23 protein-coding genes and 1 pseudogene are annotated in these 25837 nt (G+C 37.1%); 14 read left to right on the forward strand and 10 right to left on the reverse strand.

Going from position 1 to position 25837, the window contains the following annotated elements:
- The first annotated feature begins 46 nt into the window (after positions 1-46).
- The 5 genes from G508_RS0109395 (at position 47) to G508_RS0109415 (ending at position 7306) form a co-directional block, all read left to right on the forward strand.
- Positions 47-1057, forward strand: coding sequence for a helix-turn-helix transcriptional regulator (locus G508_RS0109395; protein ID WP_026705078.1), 1011 nt, complete (start codon positions 47-49; stop codon positions 1055-1057).
- Between the two features lie 142 nt (positions 1058-1199).
- The gene (locus G508_RS0109400; protein ID WP_026705079.1) at positions 1200-1646 is read left to right on the forward strand and encodes a MarR family winged helix-turn-helix transcriptional regulator; all 447 of its coding nucleotides are present in this window, start codon (positions 1200-1202) and stop codon (positions 1644-1646) included.
- 35 nt (positions 1647-1681) lie between these two features.
- Positions 1682-4072 carry a 3-hydroxyacyl-CoA dehydrogenase/enoyl-CoA hydratase family protein gene (locus tag G508_RS0109405; protein WP_026705080.1) on the forward strand — a complete coding sequence of 797 codons (2391 nt, stop codon included), beginning with the start codon at positions 1682-1684 and terminating at the stop codon, positions 4070-4072.
- A gap of 96 nt (positions 4073-4168) precedes the next feature.
- The gene (locus tag G508_RS0109410; protein WP_026705081.1) at positions 4169-5353 is read left to right on the forward strand and encodes an acetyl-CoA C-acyltransferase; all 1185 of its coding nucleotides are present in this window, start codon (positions 4169-4171) and stop codon (positions 5351-5353) included.
- Between the two features lie 147 nt (positions 5354-5500).
- Positions 5501-7306 carry an acyl-CoA dehydrogenase family protein gene (locus G508_RS0109415; protein WP_035694498.1) on the forward strand — a complete coding sequence of 602 codons (1806 nt, stop codon included), beginning with the start codon at positions 5501-5503 and terminating at the stop codon, positions 7304-7306.
- A gap of 92 nt (positions 7307-7398) precedes the next feature.
- On the opposite strand, the gene G508_RS20095 is transcribed toward G508_RS0109415, so the two are convergent.
- Entirely contained in the window at positions 7399-7569 is a 171-nt protein-coding gene (locus G508_RS20095; RefSeq protein ID WP_157485935.1) for a lmo0937 family membrane protein, read from the reverse strand.
- A gap of 135 nt (positions 7570-7704) precedes the next feature.
- Positions 7705-8154, reverse strand: coding sequence for an META domain-containing protein (locus G508_RS0109425; RefSeq protein ID WP_026705083.1), 450 nt, complete (start codon positions 8152-8154; stop codon positions 7705-7707).
- Positions 8155-8299: 145 nt separating this feature from the next.
- Here G508_RS0109425 and G508_RS0109430 point away from each other — a divergent pair, with 145 nt between their 5' ends.
- Entirely contained in the window at positions 8300-8824 is a 525-nt protein-coding gene (locus G508_RS0109430; protein WP_026705084.1) for a hypothetical protein, read from the forward strand.
- Positions 8825-8987: 163 nt separating this feature from the next.
- Here the strand turns inward: G508_RS0109430 and G508_RS20100 are convergent, their stop codons facing one another.
- The 6 genes from G508_RS20100 to G508_RS18800 all read right to left on the reverse strand — a co-directional run bounded on the left by G508_RS20100 (position 8988) and on the right by G508_RS18800 (position 17535).
- Positions 8988-9146: a lmo0937 family membrane protein gene (locus G508_RS20100; RefSeq protein WP_157485945.1), complete on the reverse strand. Its 159-nt coding sequence runs from the start codon at positions 9144-9146 to the stop codon at positions 8988-8990.
- 92 nt (positions 9147-9238) lie between these two features.
- The gene (locus G508_RS0109440; protein ID WP_026705085.1) at positions 9239-10165 is read right to left on the reverse strand and encodes a YihY/virulence factor BrkB family protein; all 927 of its coding nucleotides are present in this window, start codon (positions 10163-10165) and stop codon (positions 9239-9241) included.
- Positions 10166-10287: 122 nt separating this feature from the next.
- Complete coding sequence (locus G508_RS0109445) at positions 10288-12456, reverse strand: tetratricopeptide repeat-containing hybrid sensor histidine kinase/response regulator (protein ID WP_026705086.1); 2169 nt, start codon at positions 12454-12456, stop codon at positions 10288-10290.
- Positions 12457-12521: 65 nt separating this feature from the next.
- Positions 12522-14216 (reverse strand): energy-dependent translational throttle protein EttA, encoded by a 1695-nt coding sequence (gene ettA / locus G508_RS0109450; RefSeq protein ID WP_026705087.1) that lies wholly within the window; start codon positions 14214-14216, stop codon positions 12522-12524.
- A gap of 193 nt (positions 14217-14409) precedes the next feature.
- Positions 14410-17208, reverse strand: coding sequence for a T9SS type A sorting domain-containing protein (locus G508_RS19530; RefSeq protein WP_026705088.1), 2799 nt, complete (start codon positions 17206-17208; stop codon positions 14410-14412).
- A gap of 144 nt (positions 17209-17352) precedes the next feature.
- Complete coding sequence (locus tag G508_RS18800) at positions 17353-17535, reverse strand: CAL67264 family membrane protein (protein ID WP_035694501.1); 183 nt, start codon at positions 17533-17535, stop codon at positions 17353-17355.
- Between the two features lie 178 nt (positions 17536-17713).
- On the opposite strand from G508_RS18800, the gene G508_RS0109465 reads away from it, so the two are divergent.
- The 6 genes and pseudogenes from G508_RS0109465 (at position 17714) to G508_RS0109490 (ending at position 21673) form a co-directional block, all read left to right on the forward strand.
- Positions 17714-18592, forward strand: coding sequence for a helix-turn-helix domain-containing protein (locus G508_RS0109465; protein WP_026705089.1), 879 nt, complete (start codon positions 17714-17716; stop codon positions 18590-18592).
- A gap of 85 nt (positions 18593-18677) precedes the next feature.
- On the forward strand, positions 18678-19274 hold the full coding sequence (locus G508_RS0109470) for a DapH/DapD/GlmU-related protein (protein WP_051197534.1): 597 nt from the start codon (positions 18678-18680) through the stop codon (positions 19272-19274).
- 12 nt (positions 19275-19286) lie between these two features.
- Complete coding sequence (locus G508_RS0109475; protein ID WP_026705091.1) at positions 19287-19742, forward strand: cyclophilin-like fold protein; 456 nt, start codon at positions 19287-19289, stop codon at positions 19740-19742.
- Between the two features lie 156 nt (positions 19743-19898).
- Positions 19899-20942, forward strand: a complete 1044-nt coding sequence (locus tag G508_RS0109480) for an alpha/beta hydrolase (protein WP_026705092.1) — start codon at positions 19899-19901, stop codon at positions 20940-20942.
- A 20-nt stretch (positions 20943-20962) separates the two neighbouring features.
- Positions 20963-21064 (forward strand): annotated as a pseudogene (locus G508_RS20105) (zinc-binding dehydrogenase); the annotation flags it as partial.
- A 420-nt stretch (positions 21065-21484) separates the two neighbouring features.
- Positions 21485-21673, forward strand: a complete 189-nt coding sequence (locus G508_RS0109490; RefSeq protein WP_157485947.1) for a hypothetical protein — start codon at positions 21485-21487, stop codon at positions 21671-21673.
- A gap of 66 nt (positions 21674-21739) precedes the next feature.
- Here G508_RS0109490 and G508_RS0109495 read toward each other — a convergent pair whose 3' ends face one another.
- Together G508_RS0109495 and holA are read right to left on the reverse strand one after the other, a co-directional pair.
- On the reverse strand, positions 21740-23020 hold the full coding sequence (locus tag G508_RS0109495) for a hypothetical protein (RefSeq protein WP_026705094.1): 1281 nt from the start codon (positions 23018-23020) through the stop codon (positions 21740-21742).
- A 108-nt stretch (positions 23021-23128) separates the two neighbouring features.
- Entirely contained in the window at positions 23129-24130 is a 1002-nt protein-coding gene (holA, locus tag G508_RS0109500; protein WP_026705095.1) for a DNA polymerase III subunit delta, read from the reverse strand.
- A gap of 129 nt (positions 24131-24259) precedes the next feature.
- Between holA and G508_RS0109505 the strand changes: the two genes are divergently transcribed.
- Together G508_RS0109505 and G508_RS0109510 are read left to right on the forward strand one after the other, a co-directional pair.
- Complete coding sequence (locus G508_RS0109505) at positions 24260-24700, forward strand: type I restriction enzyme HsdR N-terminal domain-containing protein (RefSeq protein WP_026705096.1); 441 nt, start codon at positions 24260-24262, stop codon at positions 24698-24700.
- A gap of 103 nt (positions 24701-24803) precedes the next feature.
- A complete protein-coding gene (locus G508_RS0109510) occupies positions 24804-25796 on the forward strand; it encodes a glycosyltransferase family 2 protein (RefSeq protein ID WP_026705097.1) in 993 nt (330 codons plus the stop codon).
- The last annotated feature ends 41 nt before the right edge of the window (positions 25797-25837 follow it).

Below are 25837 nucleotides of genomic sequence, written 5' to 3' on the forward strand. Positions count from 1 at the left end.
CAAAAACTCCTAAACCCTTAAACTTTAAACTTTTAAACTTCCTAAGATGGCCCAAAACAAAAACGCCCTCATCCGCTATAAAACCATCGACAAATGCCTGCAAAACCAATACCGCCAATGGACATTGGAAGATTTAATGAATGCTTGTTCCGAAGCCCTGTTTGAATACGAAGGCAAGGAAGATTCCGTAAGCAAGAGAACCGTTCAGTTGGATATACAGATGATGCGGAGCGAAAAACTAGGTTACAATGCTCCAATTGTAGTGTACGATAAGAAGTTTTACAAATACGAAGACGAAGAGTATTCCATCACTGATATTCCGTTGACGGAAACTGACATTAATGTGTTGACAGAAACCGTTTCGATGCTCAAGCAGTTCAAAGATTTTTCCCTGTTCAGCGATGTGTCGGACATCTTGCAACGTTTGGAAGATAAAATCTATGCCGAAAAATCGCATACGCAACCCGTTATTCATTTGGATAAGAATGAAAATCTCAAAGGATTAAATTTTTTAGACACGCTGTATCAAGCTATTATCAAGAAGATTGTTCTAAAGATTACCTACAAGTCGTTTACCTCACGTGATGAAAATACATTTTCCTTTCATCCCTACATCTTGAAGGAATTTAACAACCGTTGGTTTTTGGTGGGCAAGAAAAGAACAAACGCTCCTATCAGCAATCTGGCATTGGACAGGATTATTGCCATAGATTTCGATTTTAAGGCAGACTATATAAACGAGAATTTTGATGCAGAGAAATTCTATAAAAATGTTGTAGGTGTAACCGTCAATTCAGGTTTGCAACCCCGAAAGATCGAATTGCTGATTGACAGTACTAATGCCCCTTATGTGATTACGAAACCCCTCCATAATTCCCAAAGGCTGATCAAAACCAACGAGGACGGAAGCATCCTTATTCATCTTTTTTTAGTCGAAAATTATGAACTGCATCGCCTCCTTTTAGGTTTCGGATGTGGATTGGAAGTGATAAGTCCGGAAAGATTAAGAAATCAAATTAAGGAAAATTTTAAACAGGCTTTAGAAAAATACACTTAACTTTAAGAACATAAAAATTTTAAACCTAATATACTTTAAAAGAAGACTCAAAAACAAAAAAAAATAAATAAGACATAAAAAAAACACAATATAGTATGCATGCATAGTATTTTTTTAGTATCTTTGAAATCGTTATAGTTATATGAAAGACAAAACAATAGATTATATCTTGAGGGCAACTTGGCAAGCTGTATCAAGAATGTACAACGAGGAAGCCTCCAAATATGGTGGCACGATGGCAACAGGGTTCGTTTTATTAAGCATCGACAAAGACAAAGGAACACCATCAACAGCCTTGGGGCCTAAAATGGGAATGGAAGCCACGAGCCTCACCCGAACCCTCAAATCGATGGAAGAAAAAGGATTGATCATCAGAAAGAAAAATCCCGAAGATGGACGAGGAGTTTTGATTTACCTGACCAAATTCGGAAAGGAAAATAGGGAGCTGTCTAAAAATACGGTGCTCAAGTTCAATGAAATCATCAGGCAGAATATTTCAGATGAAAAGTTGGAGCATTTTATGGAAGTTGCCGAAACGATCAACAACCTCATTACAGAAAAGAAAGTGTTTTGGAAACCTTTCAAATAGACGAATAAAACAAACAACGAATAAACAATATAATAATGAAACGACTCATTAAAAAGGTTGCGGTAATTGGTTCAGGAATCATGGGATCGGGAATTGCCTGTCATTTTGCAAATATCGGTGTAGAAGTCCTGCTTCTCGATATTGTACCTCGTGAACTAACCGAAGCCGAACAAAAAAAAGGATTGACACTCGAAAGCAAAGTGGTTCGAAACCGAGTGGTAAATGACCATTTGGCAAACGCCCTGAAATCGAAGCCCTCTCCTATCTACAATCAAAAATTTGCTAACCGAATCACAACCGGAAACACTACGGACGATTTGGCAAAAATAGCCCATGTAGATTGGATTATCGAAGTGGTAATCGAAAGGCTTGACATTAAAAAACAAGTCTTTGAACAGATTGAGAAATACAGAAAACCGGGGACATTAATTACTTCCAATACCTCTGGAATCCCGATTCACTTTATGAGTGAAGGCCGAAGCGAAGACTTCCAAAAGCACTTCTGTGGGACACACTTCTTTAATCCGGCACGTTATTTAAAACTCTTCGAAATCATACCAGGTCCACAGACTTCTTCAGAAGTATTGGATTTTCTAAATGTATATGGCGAAAAGTTCCTAGGCAAAACTTCGGTCGTAGCCAAAGACACTCCTGCATTCATCGGAAACCGTATAGGTATCTATGGAATCATGAGTATGTTCCATTTGGTAAAAGAAATGGGACTTACTATTGAAGAAGTAGATAAGCTAACAGGACCAGTTATCGGCCGACCAAAATCAGCTACTTTCAGAACGGTTGATGTGGTAGGATTAGATACCTTAGTGCACGTTGCCAACGGACTTTACGAAGGTGTTCCGAACGATGAAGCACACGACTTGTTCAAGCTACCAGATTTCATCAGCAAGATGATGGAAAACAAATGGCTGGGTAGCAAAACGGGACAAGGTTTTTATAAAAAAGTAGACAAGGACATCTTGTCGTTAGACTTAGACACATTAGAATACAGAGCGGCAAAGAAAGCCTCTTTCGCTACATTAGAATTAACTAAAACCATCGATAAGCCAATCAATCGCTTCAAGGTTTTAGTAAAAGGAACAGACAAGGCGGGAGAATTCTACAGAAAAAACTTCACAGGTATGTTTGCTTATGTAGCCAACAGGGTTCCTGAAATTACAGAAGATTTCTATAAGATTGATGATGCGATGAAAGCCGGTTTCGGATGGGAAAACGGTCCATTTGAAATCTGGGATGCTATTGGTGTCGAAAAAGGCATCGAACTGATGAAAGCGGAGAATCTAGAGCCTGCAACTTGGGTGACGGAAATGCTGGCTTCTGGAAACAAATCGTTCTACACTATTAAAGATGGAGCGACCTATTATTATGACATCGCTTCAAAATCACAGAAGAAAATTCCTGGACAGGATGCTTTTATCATTTTGAATAATATCCGCGAAAGCAAAAAAGTTTGGAGCAATTCAGGTTCCGTAATCACGGATTTAGGTGACGGAATACTCAACCTAGAGTTCCAATCGAAAATGAATACTATCGGAGGTGATGTTTTGCAAGGTATCAACAAAGCCATCGATTTGGCCGAAAAAGAATATGCAGGTTTGGTGATTGGAAATCAAGCAGCTAATTTCTCTGTGGGTGCCAACATCGGAATGATTTTCATGATGGCAGTCGAGCAAGAATATGACGAGTTGAATATGGCCATCAAGTTGTTCCAAGACACAATGATGCGAGTTCGTTATTCCGGAATTCCAGTTGTGGTAGCTCCACACGGAATGACTCTAGGAGGCGGATGTGAAATGAGCATGCATGCTGATAAAGTTGTCGCTGCTGCGGAAACGTATATTGGTTTGGTAGAATTTGGTGTAGGAGTAATTCCAGGTGGCGGTGGTTCTAAGGAAATGGCTTTGAGAGCTTCGGATTTATTCCGTAAGAACGATGTTGAATTGAACGTATTGCAAGAATATTTCTTAACAGTGGCTATGGCAAAAGTTTCGACTTCTGCTCACGAAGCCTTCGATCTAGGCATCTTACAACACGGAAAAGACATCGTAGTCATCAACAAAGACCGACAGATTGCTGAAGCTAAGAAACAAGCATTGATTTTGGCAGAAGCGGGATATACACAGCCAATAAGAAGAAAAGATGTAAAGGTTTTAGGAAAGCAAGCATTGGGAATGTTCTTAGTTGGAACCGACCAAATGCAAGCTGGAAGCTACATCTCCGAGCACGATAAGAAGATAGCCAATAAACTGGCCTATGTAATGGCTGGTGGTGATTTATCAGAAGCTACTTTGGTTACTGAGCAATATTTATTGGATATTGAAAGAGAGGCTTTCTTGAGTTTGTGTACAGAGAGAAAGACATTGGAAAGAATTCAATTCATGCTAACAAAAGGAAAACCGCTTCGCAATTAATTATTTTAAATTATAAATGTTGAATTTTAAATGGTTCAGCTTATCGTTTAATAGACAATGATTTAATTTATAATTTACAATTCAAAATTTAAAATGATGAATAAAACAGCATACATCGTTAAAGCTTACCGCACCGCGGTAGGAAAAGCTCCAAAAGGAGTATTCAGATTCAAACGTCCCGACGAATTAGCTGCAGAAACCATTCAATACATGATGAATGAACTGCCAGATTTCGACAAGAAAAGAATAGACGACGTAATGGTCGGAAACGCAATGCCAGAAGCCGAACAAGGTTTAAATGTGGCACGATTGATTTCCTTGATGGGATTGAAAATCGATGACGTTCCAGGTGTTACCGTAAACCGTTATTGTGCTTCGGGATTGGAAACTATCGCCATGGCAACTGCAAAAATCCAATCAGGAATGGCAGATTGCATTATCGCTGGTGGTGCCGAAAGCATGAGCTTCATCCCAATGGGAGGTTACAAACCAACACCCGATTATGCCGTAGCAAAAGAAGGTCACGAAGATTATTATTGGGGAATGGGATTGACTGCGGAAGCTGTTGCAAAACAGTTCAAGGTTTCCCGTGAGGATCAAGATTTGTTCGCTTTCAACTCACACCAAAAAGCGTTGAAAGCACAAGCTGAAGGTAAATTCGATAAGCAAATTGTTCCGATAACTGTAGAACAAACTTACATCGATGAAAACGGAAAGAAAGCGACTAAATCGTATGTAGTTTCTAAAGATGAAGGTCCAAGAGCTGACACCAATTTAGAGGCTTTGGCTAAATTAAGACCTGTTTTTGCAGCCGACGGAAGTGTTACGGCAGGAAGTTCTTCACAAATGAGCGATGGTGCCGCTTTTGTAATGGTGATGTCAGAAGAGTTGGTAAAAGAATTAAACCTGGAACCAATTGCAAGAATGGTAAGCTATGCAGCTGCTGGAGTTGAACCTAGAATCATGGGAATTGGCCCCGTAAAAGCCATTCCGAAAGCCTTAAAACAAGCTGGAATGTCATTGAACGATATTGAGATAATTGAGTTAAACGAAGCCTTTGCATCACAATCTTTAGCAGTAGTGAGAGAATTAGGTATCAATCCTGATATCGTGAATGTGAACGGTGGAGCGATTGCTTTAGGTCACCCACTTGGCTGTACAGGAGCTAAACTTTCTGTTCAATTATTCGACGAAATGAAACGTAGAGGAAACAAATATGGCATTGTAACAATGTGTGTTGGTACTGGTCAAGGTGCTGCGGGAGTTTACGAGGTGCTTTAATTATTTGAGGATTTTCTCGCCTTTTTGTCATTCCGACGAAGGAGGAATCTCCCTAGAAATTTGAAATACTTGTAAAGATTCCTCCTTCGTCGGAATGACAAGATTGAGGTGATTGATTATAAATAAAAATATTAAAATAATATCAAAATGGCAGATACAATTGAAAAAGACGTAACCCGTGGTGGTCAGTTTTTAGTTAAGGAAACAAAAAGCGAAGACATCTTTACTCCTGAGGATTTTTCGGAGGAGCAATTGATGATGAAACAGATGGTCAAGGAATTTGTGGACAAGGAAATCTGGCCTAACAAAAATCGCTTTGAAAATAAGGACTACGCTTTCACCGAAGAGTGTATGAAAAAAGCGGGCGAACTTGGACTTCTTGGAGTTGCGGTTCCTGAAGAATATGGCGGACTCGGAATGGGATTCGTCTCCACAATGCTAGTTTGCGATTATATTTCGGGAGCAACAGGTTCGTTCTCGACAGCTTTTGGAGCACATACCGGAATCGGAACAATGCCAATCACCTTATACGGAACGGAAGAACAAAAGAAAAAATATGTTCCAAAATTAGCTTCGGGTGAATGGTTTGGAGCCTATTGCTTGACTGAACCAGGAGCGGGATCAGATGCCAATTCTGGAAAAACAAAAGCCGTTTTATCTGAAGATGGAACACATTATAAAATCACAGGACAAAAAATGTGGATCTCTAATGCTGGTTTCTGTAGCCTTTTCATTGTTTTTGCAAGAATTGGAGATGACAAAAATATTACCGGTTTTATCGTAGAAAATGATCCTTCAAACGGAATTTCGATGAACGAGGAAGAGCATAAACTCGGAATCCGTGCTTCTTCTACTCGTCAGGTTTTCTTTAGTGATACAAAAGTACCTGTGGAGAATATGCTTTCGGAAAGAGGAAATGGCTTCAAGATTGCAATGAATGCCTTGAATGTGGGTCGTATCAAATTAGGTGCTGCCTGTTTGGATGCTCAAAGAAGGGTCACTTCTGGAGCTGTAAAATATGCAAATGAAAGAATCCAATTCAATACACCAATTGCCAGCTTTGGAGCCATTCGTTCTAAAATTGCTGAAATGGCAACGTCTTGTTATGCAGGAGAAAGTGCGGCTTATCGTGCTGCTAAAAATGTAGAGGAAAGAATTGATGCAAGAGTTGCAAACGGTGAAAGCCACCAGGATGCTGAATTGAAAGGTGTTGAAGAATTTGCAATTGAATGTTCTATTCTAAAAGTAGCTATTTCTGAAGACATTCAAAACTGTGCTGACGAAGGAATTCAAATTTTGGGTGGAATGGGATTCTCCGAAGATACTCCAATGGAAAGTGCCTGGAGAGATGCCAGAATCGCTAGAATTTACGAAGGAACAAACGAAATCAACCGTATGCTTTCTGTAGGAATGTTGGTAAAGAAAGCCATGAAAGGTCATGTAGATTTATTAGGTCCAGCCATGAAAGTTCAAGAAGAATTGATGGGAATTCCTGATTTCAACACACCAGATTACAGCGAATTATTTGCAGAAGAAAAAGAAATTGTGGCCAAATTGAAAAAAGTATTCTTGATGGTAGCGGGTGCTGCTGTTCAAAAATATGGTCCGGATTTAGATGCTCACCAACAGTTATTAATGGCCGCTTCTGATATCTTGATTGAAATCTATATGGCAGAGTCTGTGATTTTGAGAACGGAGAAATTGGCCAAATCAAAAGGTCAGGAAAATGTGAAAGAGCAAATCGCAATGGCACAATTGTATCTCTACAAAGCCGTTGATATTGTAAATGCTAAAGGAAAAGAAGGAATTGCTTCTTTCTCTGAAGGCGACGAGCAAAGAATGATGTTGATGGGATTGAAACGTTTTACAAAATACACCAACCTTCCAAACGTGGTGGCCTTGCGTGAAACAATTGCTTCAAAATTGATTGCAGAAAATGAATATTGCTTCTAGAATTTTTTAGTAGGTTTATATAGTTTGTAATGAAAAAAGCCGTCGCGTTGAATTTAACGAGACGGCTTTTTGTTTCCTTTAGAAAACTACAATTAAAGTGGTTTTCTTCCTTGGATGATTCTTAAAAGCACGATAATTACGGCTATTACTAACAAGATATGGATTAATCCTCCTGTTGCTATTCCAGCTCCAAGAACTCCGAAGAATCCCAAAGCCCAAATAATTACCAAAATAACTGCGATTGTGTAAAGTAAATTTCCCATGATTTGAATTTTTATTGGTTTAGTTTTAATTTAATTATGATCGTTACCGTTCTAATTTTCTTATAGTACTAAATTACAGTATTTCATCAACGGGGTTTTTACAATATTAACTTTTAATGTTACACAATTCTGTCGCTACTCCATGACCTTATAAATTCGATCAAATCGCATCACTGCAATATCACCCATCAACAAGTTTAGCGTTTTTCCATCATCTGAAATCGAATAGCCATTCACTTTTTGTAACGTATTCATATACACACTCTCACCTTCTCCACCACAAAACATTTTAGTCGAAATCATTCCGTTTTCATCAAAAGAAATAGTGTTGGCCTCTACTTTTATCTTGCCCGAATAATTGTTGCAGCTGTTTTTTCCCATCACTTTATTTTCTTTCAAGACAAAAGTAATGTTGGGTTTCTGATCGGGATACAAACCTTCAAAGGCAATCCGAGGTCCTGAAATATAGTTGAGTTCCCAATTTCCTTCTAGAGAATTTGATCCAGTTGTGGCAACAGCTTTCTTAGAGTCGCACGACACAATGAATCCGAAAGTAATAGCCAATAATAAAGTTAGTTTTTTCATAATATACATTTTTTTGATTTCCATGATAGTGAATTAATCTACTTCTTAAAATTAGTGCTTTTAGAATGAAAGAGTTTTAAAATAAATACAAATTTTGGATTCTTTAAAATAGATTTCTACATTCGTAAAAATTAAACTTTAGAACATGAAAATACTTGGAATAGGCTCTCGAATCAACCATCCTGAATATGGAAAAGGTGTAGTTACAAACGTTTCCACAAAAGAATATTGGGTTACATTTATCGAAAACGGATTGGAAACCATAGCGTTAAACAGTGAGTTTGAGGTCATTGAAGCAGCCGATAATGAAGTGGACACCATCAGTTTTTATGATGTGGAAACCAGTTTGAAAAACATTTTACGAAAATGGTCAGATGTGACTGAAATCGTTCCAATTGCTGACAAGTGGAAAGGTGGAAAATTAATTTTGGATCCAGGACAAGCTGGTGTAGCAGGAAAAGACGTGCCAATTGATACTTTCTTCAATAAAATAGTGATGGTTCGCGACCGATTAAGAGTTATGGAGCAAAAGATAAATGCCAGCAATTTGGATAATTCCGAGAAAGTAGATTTGCAACAATACATCACTCGAATTTATGGAAGTCTCACCACTTTTAATGTACTTTTTAAATCGAACTCTGATTATTTTGTTGGAGAAAAATCAAAGTAGAGATAAAAAAAACGACCCCTCGATATAAAACCGAAGGGTCGTTCACCAAAAACAATTAAAACATAATCTTTGTAAAAAAATACAATTGTAGGGAAACAAATGCATTAAATTTTAGTCCAATTAGGTTTATCTACAAAACAAAAATGTACATCTCTAATGCTTATTATAAAGGCTTTTTGCCTTGAATAAGTCTTACTATAATTGCAATTACTGCAATAACTAACAACAGGTGAATAATGCTTCCTGTGACCAATCCACCAAGAAATCCAATGGCCCAAATTATAATTAAAATTACTGCTATGGTGTATAATAAATTTCCCATGATGGTGTGTTTTTATTTGTCGTTATATCTATTACAAAATTGGGTTTTTAAGCGCTGAATTTGTTATAGAATATTTCAAAAATGTTATAAGATTATTTATTCTCTGCCTCTTCAATTTCAAAAATTTCCTTTTGTATCGTTACTGCATAATCATTCGGGATGATTTTCTTCCCATACATTCGGGCATATACCTTGGTAAATTCTGCTCCAAAGTATAATATAATAGCCGAATAATATACCCACACTAAAATAATAACTACTGATCCGGCTGCTCCATACACCGTTGCCACTGTTGAATTTCCTAGGTAGAATCCAATTGCAAATTTTCCTATCATAAAAAAAATGGAGGTAAAACTTGAGCCTATCAAGGCATCTTTCCAAGCAATATCACCATCTGGCAAGGTTTTAAAGATAATCGAAAATAAAATGGTGGTACTGGCAAAAAGAATAATAATATTCAGAATATAAAACAAATAGACCGTTGCATCAGGAAAATAAAGTACCAATCGTGCATTGAGCAAATCCATAACTGTATTGACTGTTAAACTCACCAACAGCAAGAAACCAACTGAAGCAATCATGGAAAAAGACATCAGCCTGTTTTTGATAAACTTCATGACACCTTTATTGGGTTTGGCTTTCAGTCCCCAAATAAAATTGATAGAGCTTTGAATTTCGGCAAAAACCCCCGAAGCTCCAATTAGCAACATAATCCCACCAAAAACCGCTGCAAAAACATTACTGTCCGAAAGTTGTATATTCTTGATTGTTTCCTGAATCTGGGTCGCGGCATCATTCCCTACCAATCCATTTATCTGACCGAAAAACTGACCATTTACCGCTTCTTTTCCGAAAAAAATACCACAGATGTATAAAATTATAATAGATAAAGGAGGCAACGAAAAAATCGTATAATAGGACAACGAGGCACTGAGTTTTATAGCATTGTCTTCATCAAATTCCTTAAAAGTGGCTTTTAATAATCCCCATGATTTGTGTAAAAGTGCTTTTTTTCTCATAGCGTAAAATTTTTGTTTAATTGCTTTTTTACTTGGTAAAAATAGAGATTCCAAATACAGCAACGCTTATACAATACAACTATATAGTTACAAGATTTTCTTACGCCAAAAGGGCTAGCAGTTTATTTCTTTAAAATTTGTTGGGAGATAACCTCAAATAATGCCGTGGGATTGAAAGGTTTAATGACCACATCATCGATTCCGGCATCATCGGCTTTGTTTTCGACTTCATTTTTATCGAAAGCCGTAAGTGCGATAATGGGTGTGGTGATACCGAGACTCCTCATTTTTTTTGCAGTTTCATATCCGTCAATAATTGGCATATTGATGTCCATCAGAACTACGTCAAAATGTTGCTTCTGAATCAATTCAATAGCATCATATCCATTTTCTACCATTTTGCAACGGTGCTGTTGTCGTTCGATGATTTTTTGGGTAACCATCTGATTGATTTTATTATCTTCAACCACTAGGATATTGAGATTTTCTAACACGTTTTCATTTTTAATTTGGGGCTGTTTATTTTCAATTGCTTTTTCAAAGCCTATTACGAAGCTAAATTTTGTTCCTTCATTCTCCTTGCTTTCAAGCTGTATGCTACTTTTGAACAACTCGATAAGCCTTTTTACAATCGACAATCCGAGTCCTGTTCCTTGATAGTCGTCGCTTTTCCGTTCTAATTGTACAAATTTTTCAAAAATCTTTTCCTGATTTTCTTTGGTAATCCCAATACCGTTGTCTTTAACTTCGAAGGCAATAAAATATATTTTCCCTTCCACCCTGTCTAATTTGGCCGTAATTTTTACTTCTCCATTTTTGGTAAATTTCAAAGCATTACTTATAAGATTCATCAATATTTGGGACAACCTTAATTCATCTCCAATCAAATATTGCGGTATCTGAGGATCAAAATCAATGGTCAGGATATTTTCGTTTCCATCTGCAATAAAATGAAGTGAATTTTTAATCGTATTGATTTCTTCTTGAAGATTAAAAACACCATTTTCAAGTACAATCTTGTTCTCTTCCATCTTGCTGATTTGCAAAATATCATTCACGAGTGCCAATAGATATCGGGCTGAAAATCGCAACGAATGCAAATGATTACTGTTCACTAACTCCTTGTGTTCTTCCAGGATGATACTTGCAATTCCCACTACTCCATACAAAGGCGTCCTGAGTTCATGGCTGATGGTCGAAACAAACTGAGTTTTAAGCTCAGCATTTTCCTCGGCTTTTTTGTTTGCCAATGTTAGTTCTTCATTGGTTTTAAGAAGTTCGGCATTGAGTTTTTTTCTCAATTGATTACTTCGGTAGAAAGAATAGAGTAACAAAAGCATTACAATCATCAGCACCAAAAGCAACACGCTAACTGTTTTAGTAACCGATATCTTTTCTTGCTGAGTGGCATTTTCGCGTTCGATCCTTTCAAATTGGCTTTTATATTCGTCGAGTTCAATCTGGATGGCATATTTTTCTAAACTTCGTAGCTTCTCTTCGGAAAACAATGTATCGTTCATCAATTTTCGTTTGTTCTCATAAGCCTTGGCAAGCATAGGCTTATTGTAACGTTTATAATGTTCTGCCAAATTTTCATACAAATCAATCAGCAATCCATATAAATTTTCTCCTTTGCTTATTTTTAAAGCTTTCGCAAAAAAATCTTCAGCGAGTTCAGGCTGGTTTTGGTTGCTATAATACACGCCAAGGCAATTCAGCAAATGAAATTTCCCCTCTGCATCACCTTTTCGCTCAAAGTAGGATCTAATCTGACTCAAATATGAAAACCCCGACTCATAATCCTCATCTGAGAAATAGGCATTTGCCAAATTGAGCTTCGTATAAGCAATCTCCGTACTATCTTTAATTTTTTCGGCATAAAAGAGTGATTTTTGATAATAGGCAATCCCCTTTTTTACATCAATTTTATTGTAATAATAGGCACTGCCTAAATTGCTATATACCCAATCCTTTAGCGAATCATTCTCGGTTTGGTTGGCATATTGCAATGCCTTTTTATAAAATTCTATTGCCCTTTTGGACTGCGAAAACTCATCATAGACAACACCAATAGAGTTGTAGGAATGGGCTATCAAGTAAGGATCATCAATTTTAAAAGACCTCACCAATGCCTCCTTGGAAACTTCCAAAGATTTTTCATAATCGCCATTTCTATAATGATTCCCAGCTTGGGTTATTTGCTTCTCTATACTTTTCCGCTGGTCTTGTGCCGTTTGGGAGTATAAAAAAGAAATCGAAAATAGCAGTAATAGGATAAGGAGCTTTTTCACCTAAAAAATTTATGCCATGAAAATATAAAAATAATCCCAACAATGAGTCGGGATTAGTTTCTAAATTAGTTTCTAATTAATTTTCTGTATTTGATACGCTTTGGAGTCAAGTCACCACCAAGACGTTTCTTTTTATTTTCTTCGTATTCAGAGAAACTTCCTTCAAAGAAATAAACTTCAGAATCACCTTCAAAGGCCAAGATATGTGTACAGATTCTGTCCAAAAACCATCTATCGTGGGAAATTACAACTGCACAACCTGCAAAGTTTTCCAAACCTTCTTCCAAGGCACGAAGCGTGTTGATATCCAAATCATTCGTTGGCTCATCCAGCAACAACACGTTTCCTTCTTCTTTCAAAGTCATGGCAAGGTGCAAACGGTTTCGCTCACCACCCGAAAGCATCGATACTTTTTTATTTTGATCGCTTCCGCCAAAATTAAAACGGGATAGATAAGCCCTTGAGTTCACCTGTCTTCCGCCCATCATAATCAATTCCTGACCATCGGCAAAATTTTCCCAAATGGATTTATTTGGATCAATATTAGCATGAGATTGATCGACATAGGCAATTTTTACTGTCTCTCCAATAGCGAAGGATCCTGCATCTGGTGTTTCCTCACCCATAATCATTCTAAAAATAGTAGATTTACCAGCACCATTAGGCCCAATGATCCCAACAATTCCAGCCTGAGGCAATGTGAAGTTTAAGTTATCATACAATAATTTCTCACCATATCCTTTTGAAACGCTGGTTGCCTCTATAACATTTGTTCCCAAACGAGGACCATTTGGAATGTATAGTTCCAGTTTTTCATCCAATTGCTTTTGGTCTTCGTTTAATAGTTTATCATAGTTCTGCAAACGTGCTTTTTGCTTGGTCTGTCTTCCTTTTGCACCTTGACGCACCCAGTCCAACTCACGTTCAAGTGTTTTTCTTCTCTTCGAAGCCACCTTTTCTTCCTGAGCCATACGCGTTGATTTTTGATCCAACCAAGAAGAATAATTCCCTTTCCACGGAATACCTTCTCCTCTATCCAATTCAAGAATCCATCCGGCTACATTGTCAAGGAAATAACGGTCGTGCGTTACGGCAATCACGGTTCCTGCATATTGAGCCAAATGTTGCTCTAACCAAAGTACACTCTCTGCATCCAAGTGGTTGGTAGGCTCATCCAGTAACAAAACATCAGGTTGTTGCAACAACAATCTGCAAAGTGCCACACGACGACGCTCTCCACCAGAAAGCACCTTGATTGGCGTGTCTGGATCTGGAGTTCGAAGGGCATCCATTGCAATCTCTAACTTTGTATCGATTTCCCAAGCTCCCAAAGCGTCAATCTTGTCCTGTAAAGCTGCTTGACGGTCCATCAACTTGTCCATCTTATCTGGATCTGAATAGTTTTCTTCAAGCCCGAACAAATCATTAATTTGATTGTATTCTTCCAAAACCGCCATGGTTTCGGCAACACCTTCACGAACAATCTCGATTACGGTTTTACTTTCGTCCAATTGTGGTTCCTGTTCCAAATAACCCACGGTATAACCTGGCTGAAACACTACATCCCCTTGGTAATTTTTATCTACTCCAGCAATAATCCTCAAAAGGGAAGATTTTCCAGAACCATTTAGACCCAAAATACCAATCTTCGCCCCATAGAAAAAGCTCAAATAGATGTTCTTTAATACTTGCTTGTCGCTGCTTGAGTAGGTCTTACTCAATTTTTGCATCGAAAATATGACTTTCTTATCGTCTGACATTTGTTTTATTTTTTATTGCTATTATTTATTTTTTATTTCTTGAGCTACAAAGATAGTTTTAAATAAAAACAATGCAAAGGTGATTTTTAGAATATTAGGAACTCATTTTCTCCTAGTATTGCAAGCGTAGTATCTAAAATGCAAAAGCCCTGCAATTTCTTGCAGGGCTAAAACACTAAAAACAATTAACAAATTATTCCTTTATAATCTTGATGGTTTGTATAGCAGTATCAGAAGTTATTTTTACCAAATAGGCTCCACTTGCCAAATTCGACAAATCAAGTTGTGCAGTGTTGGCATTCACAGTTCTTGTAAACACCTCTTGTCCTAAAAGGTTGTAAATGGCAACATCACTAATGGCTGAAGCATGACTCAAATTCAAGAAGTTTTTCACTGGATTTGGATAGGCTTTCAAAGTATTTCTCTCAAAATTATCATCCGATAGGCTTTCATTAGTAGTGATTTCCAAACAGAAATTACCTTCATCTAGCTGTGAATATCCTGCCATCCTAACATAATAGGTTTCACCCACATTCACTTCTACATCTTCAATAATCGACATTGAAAAATTCCCGTTATCATCATTACATTCCATTTCGATCAAATCGCCACATGTCCCAGAATATACGGCCAAGACAGTATCAGTGATACTCGCTCCAGTGAAATCGGTCGAGATGTTTACAGTGGCAACGTTTGCTGGAACGGTGAAGCTAAACCATACGTCATTTTGCGGATTATCCATACAAGGAGAGGCTTCCCAGTCAGATCCTGTACTTCCAAGATTGGTTCCATTGTTTAGCACACCATTGCAATAGCCAGCATCAACTGTTAGAGCAACCGCTCCCTCACATTCATCGTTTAGTGGAGCTGTTTGTCTTTCGGTTAGGCAGATTTCGAAACTTACATTCGTAGGCTCCTCTTGATAAGAAAACACCCTAACATAATAGGTTGTTCCAATTTCAAGATTATCCACAAAAGGGGATTCTGGATCACTGATAAGATTGAGCTGTCCACAAGTTCCGTCAAACACCTCGATTAGCAAAGCTGCAAAGTCATCTGTTTCGGTTATCAATAGTTTATGGCTTGTTCCTGTAGCTACAAATGAAAACCAAACATCATCATCCGGGCTTCCTTCTTCGGTTTCAATACCCGAATCCGTTGCAGCAGCTAGAGAAGCCGTTGTAACCACGTCACACAATCCGTTTGTATTTACCGTCAAGGGTGTAGCTCCTTCACATTCGTCATTAGGCTGAAAGTCGGGCAATGTTCCAATACAAATATCAAAAGAACCAAAGTGAAATTCAGAATTATAGGTAAAAACACGAAGATAATATTCTGTCCCTACCGAAAGATCTTCCACTACAAACGTTTGAGGATCGCTTGAAACCACTATTTCTCCGCCACATTCACCATCAAAGACTTCTATGACAAAATCAGTTGTGGTTCCAAGAATGTTAAAAACTGATATCTTTTGGGTTTCGGAAAGAGCTGTAAAGCGGTACCAAACATCATCATCAGGATTTCCTGTTTCGGCATCAATACCAGAATTGGTTGCAAAGTTTATAGTTCCCGAAGCGATGGCCTCACAATTAAAATCTGTATTGACGGTTAGTTCAACTGCTGCATCACATTCATCGTTTGCAGGTGGTGGAGCTGGAGTAGAAATACAGACCGTAAAAGTAGTATCCGGATTTGGATTGTCATAATACGTATAGACTCTTAGATAATAAGTAGCACCAATTTCAAGGTCCGTTACAATTCCATTATTGGCATAAAATGTTTGAACGCTATTTTGTTCGTCACAAATGCCACTCAACACTTCAAAAGCCAGATCGGTATCATTTCCTTCAATATTTTCTAGGAATATCAAATGAGAGGTTGACGAAGCTACAAAAGAATACCAAACATCGTCATCTGCATCTCCCTCTACCCATTCTACCCCAGAATCAGTGGCAGATTGCAAGGTTCCAGGTGTAGAGGTTGCACAAAAGACACCTTGACCAACTGGCAAAGCAATTGCTCCAGAACATTCGTCATTGGCTGGTGGAGGTGGTGGCGTTCCGATACAGATATCAAAAGTAGTATCCACTATATAATCATAATAAGAGTAAACCCTCACATAATAAACGGTTTCTGGAATAAGATTCGAAACAATAAAAGTTTCTAGATCACTACTTTCCACTAATGTTCCCGAACAATCTGCTTCAAATAGTTCTACTGCAAGATCTTCTCCTTGCCACGTACTGGCTACAATATTGCTAACTTCAATTTTATGTGTAGAGGAAGTTGCAGTAAAGGAAAACCAGACATCATCGTCGGCCTGACCAAAATCTGCTTCTATTCCAGAATCGGTAGCAGATTGGAGTGTACCAGCAGTTACAGTTGAGCAAAGGAAATCTGTATTGACGGTAAGGTTCACTGCACTTTCACAATCATCGTTTGCAGGTGGCCCGGGAGGTGTTCCTACACAGATCTCAAAAGTAGTTTCCTGAGGCTCGTCTGAATAAGAATAAACCCTCACATAATAGGGAACCCCCACTTCAAGTCCGCCAACGACCAACATATTGGGAAAATCTACATACTCAATCAGATCCAAACCACCACAAGCTCCACTCATGACTTCTATTACCACATCATCTTCAACATTGTCCAACGAAATTTTATGGATTTCATTTGTAGCAGTAAAAAAGAACCAAACATCATCGTCAGCATTTCCTGTTTCTGCCTCAATTCCAGAATCTGTTGCTTCAAAGAGTGTTCCCGAAGTAACAGTTCCGCAGTTGTAATCCCCGTTTACTGTGAGTTCTGTAGCGGTATCACATTCGTCATTTGCAGGAGCAAAATCGAGATTGGCCTTTTTAGCAACAAGATGATGAGTATCTTGAACCGTTGTAGATTCCTGATCTGCAACTGGCAAATCCACCAGCCGGATAACTTGTGAACTGGCATACAAAAAGGACAAGAGTCCTAGTAAGAATAATTTTGTTTTCATAATTTATAGGTTTGGATTAAAAAAGTATTCCTTGTTAGAACAAACCCAGAGCTAAAAACCCTACCTAATTATTCATTTCAAAACAGTCCTAAACGCAAAAAATCCGCTCAAAAAAGCGGATTCATTATATTTTTTATGTGGGTACTACACTCTACCCTTCAATGAGCTAAAGACCCAGGCAATAGCAAAAAAGCCAATCCCTACTGCTGCAAAGCCCCATCCTGCCACATCATCATAGCGAAAAGCTCCGAGGCCTATCAATAATAACCCCATCAATACCATTATAAAGGTAGCCCATCCCAAGATGGTATTCTTATTCATTCCCATAGCTGTTGTTTTTGAAAGGCAAATATCGGGAAATAATTATGTATAAAAGAAGAATTTTGAAAGGTTTCCCCATAAAAATGCCAACATCACTTCAATATCAAATGAACTGTAACGTAAGATAAACACGTTATGATAACTAATTCTAACTATAGAAGTTTGAATTTCTTAACTTTGCAAAATGAAAGAAAAGATAATAAGAATAGTTTCTGAATTTAATAATGAACTAAAGCTTCAAGGATTTAAGGCATTTAAAATTGAAGATGACAGTAACGAAACACGTACCTACAGCAGAAAGGAATTTTATAAAATCTGCCTTACAACAGGGAAGAGTAAAATCCATTATTCTGATAAAACTTATGAACAGGAAGGTACGATTCTGTTTTTCGGAAATCCGCATATTCCCTATTCTTGGGAAACCATTTCTACTACTTATGTGGGTTACACCATTCTTTTCTCGGCAGAATTCTTTAAAAACTCCGAACGTTCTGAGAGCCTTCAACAATCCTCTTTCTTTAAGATTGGTGGAACTCCAATTTTAAAAATAACCCCCGAACAAAGGGATTTTCTCAATACCATTTTTCAGAAAATGATTGCAGAACAAGAAAGTGAATATGTATATAAAGATGAACTGATTAGAAATTATATCAGCCTGATTATTCACGAGTCTTTGAAAATGGAACCTTCTGAAAATTTTGAGCAAAATAAAAATGCATCTTCAAGATTATCATCTGTTTTTCTAGAATTACTAGAAAGACAATTTCCTATCGAAACCACCCAAAGTCCGCTTCAACTAAGAACTGCACAACATTATGCACAACATTTGAATGTGCATATCAATTATCTGAATCGAGCCGTAAAAGAAGTGACAGGAAAATCTACAACTTCACACATCACGGAGCGAATTATTACAGAAGCAAAAGCCCTTTTGCAACATACTGATTGGAGCATTTCCGAAATTGCTTATGCACTCGGATTTGATTACCCAACGTATTTCAACAATTTCTTTAAAAAAATTACTGGTGCCAATCCAAAATCATTTCGCTTGACGGAAGTTTGATTTTCTTAACTTTTGGTTTGATAATCGTTACTAGCTTGCTAAAAGGTCGTTCTATCTTTGTAATTGATTATCAAATCAATTTAAGATGTCAAATTCAAATATTATTTCCACTCCAGATCAACTACAAAAAGATATTTTTGAGCGATTGCTAAATGGCGAAACGATACTTCCTGATGATGCCCAAATTGGGCGATTGAGAGAAGAATCATTCGCTATAAAAGAATTGCTAACACAGATGAATAACACTACCAATCCTGAAGAGATTTCAAAGATACTGAGTGTTATTTTAGACAAGGAAATTCACAATCTTTCCATTTTCACACCACTTTACATCAATTACGGAAAGCACATCAATATTGGCAAAAATGTTTTTATCAATTTCGATTGCACCTTTTTGGCATTAGGTGGAATTACCATTGGGGATGATGTGCTGATAGGACCAAAAGTGAGCCTCATCACGGAAAATCATCCATTGAATCCAAAACATAGAAAAGGAATAATCAGCAAATCCATTCACATCAAAAAGAATGCTTGGATTGGTGCGAATGCAACCATCTTGCCTGGAGTTACCGTTGGCGAAAATGCAGTGGTTGCAGCTGGAGCAGTCGTTTCAAAAGATGTTCCTGATAATACAATCGTAGTTGGAATTCCTGCAAGAGTCATCAAAGAAATTGAATTTTAAAACCTCATCACTATGAAAACTATATCTGCTTTCCTTTTGAGTTTAATCTGTTTTCAGCTTTTTGCCTGTAGCAAAAATGAAGAAGTCAAACAGCCTGAAAATCCAACAACTATAAGTACTTCGAAAATGAAAATAACAATCGGCTCGACTGTTTTTACGGCAACACTTTATGATAATGTGACTGCAAATGCATTCAAAACAATGCTTCCACTCACCATTACTATGAGCGATCTTAACGCCAATGAAAAATTCTTTTATTTTTCTTCAACATTACCTACCAATGCTGCCAGCGGAGGAAGTATTCAAGCGGGAGATCTGATGCTGTATGGCAACAATTGTCTGGTTCTTTTTTACGAAAGTTTCAACACCTCATATAGCTATTCAAGAATCGGAAAAATTGATGATGTTGCTGAATTGGAAACGGCTTTGGGAGCTGGAAATGTAACAGTTAAATATGAATTAAATTAAAAATTATGAACACAAATATCAAAGACAGTACTAATTGCGAGTGGTTTAATGCCAATGCTATCACATCACCAATTTTGAAGAAAAAACTCAAGTAAATGGGTTAGAACCAGGTTCGACTGACGAATATAATTTAGTTAATAATAAAAAAAATCAACAATGAAATATCTATCAATAATTGCAATTGCATTCCTAATGTGTTTCGGACAAACATTTGCCCAAAACGCAAAATCAAAAAATAAAATGAATACAAAAGAACAATATACATTTGAACTCAGCGACAAAGTTACCCGTCAAAAAGTAAGCTTCAAAAACCGCTATGGCATTACACTTTCAGGAGATTTGTATCTTCCAAAAAATGCAGGAACTGAAAAATTAGCCGCATTGGCAATCAGCGGACCTTTTGGTGCTGTAAAAGAACAATCTTCTGGATTATATGCCAATCAAATGGCTGAACGTGGTTTCGCCGTTGTGGCATTCGACCCATCTTATACTGGCGAAAGTGGTGGAGAACCTCGCAATATAGCTTCATCTGACATTAATACGGAAGATTTTAGTGCAGCGGTTGATTTTTTAGGACTTCAAAAAAATGTAGATCGAAATAAAATCGGCATCATTGGGATTTGTGGTTTTGGTGGTTTTGCATTGAATGCTGTTGCAGTTGATAAAAGAGTGAAAGCTGTTGCCACAACAAGCATGTATGATATTCCCAGAGTTAACTCAAACGGATACAACGATAAAACCACAGTAGAAGAACGTACAAAAACGCTAGAAACTTTAAGTTTACAACGATGGGAAGATGCTGAAAATGGAAAACCTAAATATGGTGCACAACCAAACAAGGATAAATTGACTGGAGATGAGCCACAATTCATTAAAGAATATTTTGATTATTATAAAACGCCACGTGGCTTTCATGCTCGTTCCATAAATTCAAATGGAGCTTGGGCAAATACTTCTGCAATTGGATTGACTAATATGCAAATCTTAGCCCATCTAAAAGAAATCTCACCAAGACCAATGCTATTAATTGCTGGAGAAAATGCACACTCACGTTATATGAGCGAAGACATTTATAAATTGACTGCCGAGCCAAAAGAATTAATGATCATTCCAAATGCTGTTCACGTGGATTTGTATGATAAAATTGATATAATTCCATTTGATAAATTGGTGACCTTCTTCAAGGACAATTTGAAATAATATTGATTAACTTGATGTCTCTTGAAATCATCAAGATGCAGGACATCAATGAAGCCTATGTAAGGATGCTAAAGAGTGATGTGCGGTACCGTTTTGTGATTGATATGCAATCTTTGAAATAGTTTTTTTTAGCTATAATTTAAAAAACAGCTGTTGGTCATTTTAAATGATTGACAGCTGTTTTTTTAGTGATTTTTCGAAATAGATTACTTCATTGCTTTAATTGAATCATAGGTTAGAAGGCTTCATTCTATTGCTTTTGCTTAAAAGCTGTAGCAACAATAAACACATCATTTCGAACCACACCAAAAAAAAGAGCACCCTATTTAGCCTAATAGGATGCTCCGCTGACCACTAAAACTAACTCAAACTGTATTTGCAGTAAAATTACCACCAAGTCCTTACTTGCACAATACCTACAAATGGGTATTTTCCTGCATAAAAAAACCGCAACTGGGTTGCGGTTTTAAAAAAGTACTATTCGATGATCCAAACTTTATAGTCAGCAGCTGCGGTTCCTCGATTCCGAACATAGATCTTGATTGCATTACGTGGAACTGTTTTGCTCTACAGATGAACCCTTTCCTATCACGGAAGAACATCCTCTACAAGAGTGGAAAAACGAAAGTATCCCGTTTCCTATTCAAGATTTAAGAACCTTGAGTCCAAAGGAAATGAAGCTGGCACAGGAAGTTTTAAGGAAAATTATAAATGGCGAAGATATTGATTGAAAATTTTTGATAATCTGGCTTGAACAAAAAATGCGTCCCAAAAAAGGACGCATTCTTTTAAAGTCACTATTTAAAGAGTTCCGTAATTTTTTCAATACTTATATTGAGCCCTATATATAAAGAGTAATAAGGATTATAATAAGGGAGCATACCTCTTATATCTGCTCCTAAAATAAGTTCCGAACCATCCGCCAGAAATTGCCTGTAATAGGATCTTATCAGATAAAATCCATTCCAATTTCTATCTTCTTCCAATCTATAATATATCCTTTCTTGATCATTAACAGAAGCTACTTGAGGATAATTAGTAGTGACTCCAAAAGTAGGCTGAAAGAAAAGTGAGGACTTTTTGGCAAAAAGCAAATCAAATGTAACTCCTCCCCCAAAATATCCACTTAAAATATTTTGGTTATCTACATCCTCTTTAACTAAAAAAGGTGATGCCCTTTCTGGGATTTCATCAGAGGTATTAATAGTTATTGTTTCTGTTTGAATGGTTGCGATTGATGTTGCTATAGAAAGTTTTGAAATAAGAAGTTCCGCATGTGCATGTAAAAAAATGCGTGTCTTATTTTCACACATCAACCGAAATAATAATTGGCTATAGATACTATAGGAGGTGTTGCTAATTTTGGTTTTATACTGATTATATTGTTTGGAATAACTAGAGCCAACCTGCAGAATATCTAAGGGATTAATAAGAACATTTTCATTACGGTATCGTGTTATACTATCATTATTGGAATAATTTATTTTTAATATTCCAGTATTGAAACCAAATTTATATTTTTTTGTTGGTGGTGAATAAAAATTTATATGGCCTACATACCCTAATTTATTGCTTGAAAAATCAAAATCAGCGGCATTCAAATACATAAATTTATCTTCTTCAATATTACTATCTTTCTTTTCTTCTTTCTTTTCCTCTTTTGTTTCACAACAATTTTTAGATGCTTCAGTAAAACTGATATCATCGGGAAAATACTTGTCCAAGTTTTCCTTTTTTTTACCTGCCTTTAGATACTCCCTTTTCAATTTAATGGCAATATCATATATAGAATCTCTTTTATACTTATAAGAAATTGCAGATTTTGTCATTAGTGTATTGAGATCGGCATCAGTATATTTTTCTAAGGATTGATACTCTTCTTTAAAAATAGAATTATAGAGTTTGAATTTTTCTAATAGGTTTGATAACTTTATAGAATCATTTTCCTGCTTGTCCTTTTCAGTAGCCTGAATAGTAATGACATGCTCTTTACCATCATTTGTTTTAATGGTTATTTCCTGTCCGTGTGATGCAATACCTATTAATAGTAATGCAACAAAAAGTGATTTTGCTTTCATAATTTCTGTTCTTTAAGTTATTGGTAAATCAAAGTAAACCAATATCTTACAACAGAAAAATCCCTATAAGTAGGGATTTTAAAATACAATAATCAGTATCGTAAATTTCTAATTAAAAATCTTCACCAGCATCTCCTTCAACAAATCACTCTCCTTCAATGAAGCTCCAACACCCTTGCTTTTCACATCGGTATCACGCAAGGTGGCGACAATCTGGCTCACTTTTTTCATCGGATAATTTTTGAGGGCCACATCATAATCCTTTACAAAATAAGGGTTTATTTTCAAGACCGAGGCTACATTTTTAGGTGTCTTGTCTTTCAAACCGTGGTATTGCAACAGCTGGAGAAAAAAGCCAAAAACTAAGGTTGTGGTCATCACCATCGGGTGGTCTTTGGGGTTTTCGGCAAAATATTGGGCAATCTGATAGGATTTTAATTGGTTTCGTTCGCCAATGGCTTTCCTAAATTCAAACACATTGAAATCCTTGCTAAAACCAATGTTTTCCTCTATAACTTCTGGGGTTACGGTACTGCCTTGCGGCAAAATGATCGCAAGCTTGTCCAATTCATTCGCAATCTTGCTCAGATCGGTACCCAAGAAATCAACCAACATGGCAGTAGCCTTTGGCTCAATATTTAGTTTTTTGCCTGCCAAAACACGCTTCAGCCAGTCGCCTACTTGGTTTTCATAAAGTTTTTTGCTTTCATAAACGAGTCCGTTTTTTTCAAGCAATTTGGTGACTTTCTTCCGTTTGTCGAGGGTTTTATATTTGTAGCAAAACACCAAGACCGTTGTTGGCATTGGGTTTTCGGCATAGCTTTCGATCTTGTCGATGGTTTTGGTCAGGTCTTGAGCTTCCTTGACAATCACCACTTGGCGATCTGCCATCATCGGGTAGCGTTTTGCCGTCCCAATGATATCCTCCATCGATACATCACGACCGTAAAGCACCGTTTGGTTAAAGCCCTTCTCCTCTTCCGAAAGGATGTTCTGCTCAATATAATCTGATAATTTATCGATATAGTAAGACTCCTCACCCATCAAGAAATAAATAGGCTTGATGTTTCCAGCCTTGATATCGTTTACAATTTTTATAACCTCATCCATTTTTTAGTGGTCAGTGTTCAGTGTTCGGTGTTCGGTTTAGAAAGTTACCTCATTTCCAAATTATCTCATTTCCAAATTATCTCATTTCCAAATTATCTCATTTTCAAATTAAGCAATTATCTTTGCCTCATGCAACAGCTCAATTTTCCTGCCTATAACTTTCGTTTCAAAAATAGCGAAAATAAAACAGCTATCTTCGATGAAATTCGGAAAAAATTCATCATTCTCACACCCGAGGAATGGGTGCGACAACACGTGGTGCAGTATCTCATGAAGGAAAAAAACTATCCCAAATCGTTGATTAATGTTGAGAAATTGCTAAAAGTCAACGGCTTGGTAAAACGCTATGACGTGGTGGTTTTTAATAACGACGGTTCGATTTTGATCTTGGTGGAATGCAAAGCTCCCGAAATCAAGATTTCCCAAACGACTTTCGACCAAATTGCCCGATACAACATGACAATGAAGGCCGAATATTTAATGGTAACCAATGGTCATAATCATTACTTTTGCCAAATGGATTTTGAGAACGAACGGTATGATTTTTTGAGGGAATTACCGGGGTATTAGTGATCAGTATTCAGTGTTCAGTGTTCGGTGTTCAGTCACAGTATTCAGTCGCAGTCACAGATTGGAATTTGGAATTTGCTTTTTGGAATTTAAAAATTTATAAATGAATATAGCAGTTGTCATATTAAATTGGAATGGAGTGCAACTCTTGGAGCAGTTTCTGCCTTCGGTTCTGGCCTACTCTCCCGAGGCGACTGTTTATGTAGCCGATAATGCTTCAACGGATGATTCGGTTGCTTTTGTGAGGTCTAATTTTCCTTCAGTAAAAATCATTCACAACGACAAAAATTATGGGTTTGCAAAAGGCTATAACCAAGCATTGAACAACCTTGAGGCAGATGTATATGCTTTGGTAAATTCAGATATTGAGGTTACTCCAAACTGGCTTTCGCCGATAATTGAAACGTTTCTACAAGAACCTAAAACAGCAGTTATTCAACCCAAAATATTGGATTTTAAAAACAAGGAATACTTTGAATATGCTGGTGCCGCGGGCGGTTTCTTGGACAAATTTGGTTACCCCTTTTGCCGCGGAAGAATTTTTGATACCCTAGAAAAAGACATGGGCCAATATGATAACGATCTCCCTATCTTTTGGGCTTCGGGAGCTTGCTTTTTTATAAGGAGCGAAGTATTTCACGAATTAGGTGGGTTTGATGCTGATTTTTTTGCCCATCAGGAAGAAATCGATTTGTGTTGGCGAATCTTCAACAAAGGTTATACGATTAAATATTGTCATTCATCAAAAGTCTTTCACGTTGGAGGAGCGACTTTACAGGAAGGAAGCCCGATGAAAACGTTTCTGAACTTTAGAAATTCATTATGGATGCTGACTAAGAATCTTCCGCTGTCTAGTTTCTTTCCAATCCTTTTCATCCGAATGATTTTAGATGGAGTTGCCGCATTTCGTTTTCTGTTGCAAGGAAAAGGCAAACACTTTTTGATGATACTGAAAGCTCACTTTTATTTTTATTGGTTTCTTCCACGAAATCTGAGAAAAAGAGAAGGAAAACAAAACAAACAATACTTTAAAATAAAGAGTATCGTTTATAGTTACTATATTCGTAGTGGCAAGGTTTTTGACCGGCTATTTTAACATTAGTTTAGGTATCATTATGAATCTTTAAACTTATTAAA

The organism is Flavobacterium soli DSM 19725, from assembly GCF_000422705.1.
Lineage (GTDB): Bacteria > Bacteroidota > Bacteroidia > Flavobacteriales > Flavobacteriaceae > Flavobacterium > Flavobacterium soli.